A 4312-nucleotide genomic window follows, 5' to 3' on the forward strand; every position below is an offset into this window, starting at 1 on the left:
CGCGAACCTTGACGCGAAGGTCCAGGTCGCCGCGCCCGCACAGGTTAAGCGGCTGTCGGAGCTCGCCGGCGAGTGAGCTTCCCCGCCTTCTTCGACACAAAACGTGCTCTACGGGGCACTGCTGAACGACTTCATCCTCGAACTAGCCGACCGCGGCCTGTACCGGTGAGGATGCGGGACTGAGCGGCAAGCGCATCTCGACGATGACGCGGTACTTCCCGGATGCATGGTCGACGGGTCCGACCCGCTCATCCCGACGATGACCTGCGACCCGACGGACCGGCACGTGGTTGCGGCCGCTGTTCGTGGGGGAGCGGAAGTGCTCGTCACCTTCAACGGGAAGGACTTCCCACCCGCCTCGACCGCCCCGTTCGACGTCGAGGTCGTCCACCCGGATGAGCTCCTCCTCGATCAGCTCGACCTGTATCACGCGCCCACGCTTCGGGCGCTCGTCGAACTCGTGGAGGGGTACGATTCCCCCGCGATGAGGATCGACGACTACCTGCTCGCACTGACCCGTGCGGGCGTGCCCAGGTTCGCCGACGCCGCCCGCGCGAAGCTCAACTGAGGTCCGCAGGGAGGTTTGCGCCAGGCGTCCCCCACAGTGCGCCACCCTGCATGGTGTTGCACCCTGTGGTTCGCGCGGGCCGATCGGTCCAGCGCATTCATGCGGATCCGGGAGGGTTGCCCACCGCAGGCCGTGTGGCGACCTCACGTCGGTCCTGGACCCGCAGAGCGGGCAATGCGGCGCAGGTACGGTCGATGTGTGGGCGTTCCCGACCGGATCCAGGAAGTATGCAATCGCATCCGCGCGCTTGAGCAAGAACTGTCCGACGCGCGGCAAGAGCTCGCCGCACTTCAAGGGGCACCACGCGAGTCTGCGAAAGTCATGGTGGCGGGTGCGCCGGGCGTCACCGCTGCGTCCTCGACGGCAGACAAGCTCGCCCTGTTCCGTTCGCGGTTCGCAGGCCGCGATGATGTCTATGCACTGCCATGGGTGAGCCGGCGCACAGGGAAGAAGGGTTGGAGTCCGGCGGCGCGGGGAGGGTTCTTCAGCGACGACACCAGGGACGGGGATCTGCTCCCGCTGACTGACTCGGTTATCGAACACCACCTCCGTGGCGATCCGGCCGGTGGACGGGGCTTCCATGTCGGGCTGTATCCGATGGTGCACGAGGACCGGTGCAAGGTGCTGGCGTGCGACTTCGATGACGGTGAATGGCGGGCGGACGCTGCGGCCTACGTCGCCGCCTGCGAGGAAATGGGCGTTCCGGCGCTTGCGGAGATCTCCCGATCGGGTGAGGGCGCCCACGTGTGGATCTTCTTCGAGGAGGCGTTGCCAGCGGCGACGGCGCGTTCGATGGGCGCGGCGCTACTTCGTCGTGCGATGTCGGGGCAGCCGTCGATGAGCATGTCGAGCTACGACAGGTTCATTCCGTCGCAGGACACCCTTCCCTCGCGCTCGTCGGGCAGATTCCGGTTGGGAAACCTCATCGCGCTTCCGCTGCAGGGCGATTGTCGACGGCGCGGAACGTCGGTGTTCGCAGACCCTGTGACCTGGCACCCGTTCGAAGACCAGTTTGCGGCGCTGTCCGCAACCGCACCGGTGTCGGTCGACCGCGCTGTCGAACTGGCTGGTGGTTCTGGCCGGCCGAGTGCGGGCCCGAGAGAGGTGCTCCCACGCCGACCGCGCCGCGCAGCGATCAAGGCCGAAGCCGCGATGGTCGCAGGCCGCCGGATCTCGCTCACGCGGGGTGCGGTGATCCGCATCCCCAGTGCAGACTTGCCGGGTGCTGTGATGACGGAACTCAAGCACATGGCCTCGGTCGCCAATCCCGAGTACTACCGCAGGCAGGCGCAGAGATTCAGCACTTTCGGTGTTCCGCGATTGGTCACCTGCTTCGAGCACGACGAGACCGAGCTGCGTGTCCCCCGTGGACTGCTCGACGAAGCCACGGGGCTCCTGATCGACGCCGGCTTCACCGTGGAGATGCGCGACGAGTTCACCGCTGCAGGCATGATTGATGTCGCGTTTGCGGGGGAGCTGCGGCCCGAGCAGGCCACCGCCGTCGCAGAGCTGCTTCGGCACGAGACGGGGGTGCTTGTCGCGCCCCCGGGGGCGGGCAAGACCGTGATCGCCTGCGCCCTCGTCGCGAAGAGGCGGGTCCCCACGGCGATCCTGGTGAACAGGGCTGATCTGCTCCAGCAGTGGCGCACGCGCCTGACAGAGTTCCTCTCCATTACCGACAAGCAGATTGGGCAGCTCGGCGGTGGCCGCCGCAAGAGGCGCGGAGTCGTCGATCTGATCATGATGCAGTCCATCGCGCACCGTGCCGGAGACCCATCCGTGCTTGAAGAGTACGGCCAGGTCATCGTCGACGAATGTCACGCGATCGCGGCCCCCGCAGTCGAAGCGGCCATTCGGGAAGTCAGTGTCCGCCATTGGGTCGGGTTGACCGCGACTCCGTACCGCGCAGATCAGATGGACGGACTGATCACCATGCAGGCTGGCCCCATCCGCCACACGATCGCGCCACGCGAAGCGCAAGAACGACGCTTCCACGTACACGAGACCACGTTCACCACCGCAGAATCGGGTGAAGGTGGTCCCTCCATGCAGGCGATCTACTCGGAACTGGCCGCTGACGAAGCACGAAACGCGCAAGTCGTCACGGAGATCGAGCGAGCCGCAGAGCAAGGCCGACGCTCACTCGTACTGACCAACAGGCTCGACCATCTCGAGTCACTCGCGGCCGCTGCCGAAGCTCGGACATCAGTTCCAGTTATCCGCCTCCACGGCCGACTTCCGGGCCCCGAGCGACGTGTAGTGCGCGAACGACTGAGCTCGTTGGACGCGGCCCGCGAACCGTTCGTCTTGATCGCGATCGACAAGGTCGCCGGCGAAGGCATCGACCTCCCGTCCCTCAACACACTGTTCCTCGCCGTACCTGTCTCGTTCAAGGGCCGGATCATCCAGCAGATCGGCCGCGTCACACGCGGGAGCGACACACCGGATCTGCCGACCGTTCACGACTTCCGGGATGTCGCCGTACCCGTGCTGGAACGCATGCACAACCGGCGCCGACGCGTTATCGCCAAGGAAGGGTTCTCGATCTCAACCGAACGCGGGTGACGGCGCCCTGCGGCGCACGTCGAACCGATTGGACGTCGAATTGACAGCCCTTGAGGTGGCCCACCTATACTTGGTTCATTGCTCCCCGCCGTCTCCGGATTGGCGGGGATTTTTCTGCCCCGGGGGAAGCCATCGTGTTGCGTGCGTCCGTCGTGATCGACTATCAGAATGTTCATCTCACGGCGAAGGACGTCTTCAACCCGAGGGGCGACAAGCACGAATCGCTTATTCAGCCGGTGCGGTTCGCAAGACGCGCCATCGCCGAGCGCAACGAGCGCCAGCGCGAAGGCTTCCCACTCGCAGAGTGCAGTCGGGTTCTCGTGTACCGGGGACTCCCTCATGTCAACTACGACTGGGAGCAGAACCGGCGTTGCCTCGAGCAGGCCACGGAATGGCGTAACGCCGGCGCGATCGTCGAGTTGCGCGATCTGAAGTATCGGTTCCAGTACTCAGCCGGGAAGCCGATCCTCGACATCAACGGACAGAAGATCCCGACCGGACGCCCGGAAGAGAAGGGGATCGACGTGCTCGTCGCTCTCGCGTGCGTGCGTGAGGCAGCCAGAGCGAACATCGACCTCGTCGTACTCGCTTCCCGAGACACCGATCTCGTTCCCGTACTGGACGAGCTTCACGACTTCCACGGCGCGGAGCCGTCACGATACGCCGCCATCGAGACCGTGTCGTGGTTCAACTCCCGATGGGAAGAGGAAGGCGCCCGCACATACGGGAACCTGCGCCCGACGGCGCCTCGTCGCATATGGAACACAAACCTCGACCGCGACTGCTACGAGGCATCCCTCGACCGACGCGACTATCGCTGACAGGCGGTTCCTGCCAGCTGGCTTGACACGTCCACGTCGTGACGCCGACAGGAGATCGTCGCCGACCGGATCCGAGTTGCGACAGGGGTCCCCCAGGGGTCCCCGAGCATCTCGAGAACTCCGATTCTCGGCAATTCTGGAGTGGATATAGTGCATGGAGTGCAGTCCACCGCGCCGTAGGAATCGCCTGGTGAGCAGCGAATTCCGCGTGATTCCGCGACGCGACGGGCCTCCCGGTTATCGGACTGCGGAACGCCGAATCTACCCTGCTAAGGTGGAGCGGGCGCAAGCCCGCCGTGGGTTCAAATCCCACCGTCTCCGCGAAGAAAACCCCTGATAAATCAGGGGTTTTCGTGTT

At 65.2% G+C, this 4312-nt stretch carries 3 protein-coding genes; all 3 read left to right on the top strand.

Going from position 1 to position 4312, the window contains the following annotated elements; translation table 11 throughout:
* Positions 1–319: 319 nt before the first annotated feature.
* The 3 genes from ABZ477_RS19080 (at position 320) to ABZ477_RS19090 (ending at position 3954) form a co-directional block, all read left to right on the top strand.
* Entirely contained in the window at positions 320–568 is a 249-nt protein-coding gene (locus tag ABZ477_RS19080; protein WP_360136414.1) for a hypothetical protein, read from the top strand.
* A 198-nt stretch (positions 569–766) separates the two neighbouring features.
* Entirely contained in the window at positions 767–3133 is a 2367-nt protein-coding gene (locus tag ABZ477_RS19085; RefSeq protein ID WP_360136416.1) for a DEAD/DEAH box helicase family protein, read from the top strand.
* A 152-nt stretch (positions 3134–3285) separates the two neighbouring features.
* A complete protein-coding gene (locus ABZ477_RS19090; RefSeq protein WP_360136418.1) occupies positions 3286–3954 on the top strand; it encodes a hypothetical protein in 669 nt (222 codons plus the stop codon).
* The last annotated feature ends 358 nt before the right edge of the window (positions 3955–4312 follow it).

The organism is Microbacterium sp. NPDC019599 (assembly GCF_040632175.1).
In the GTDB taxonomy this organism is placed as follows: Bacteria; Actinomycetota; Actinomycetes; order Actinomycetales; family Microbacteriaceae; genus Microbacterium.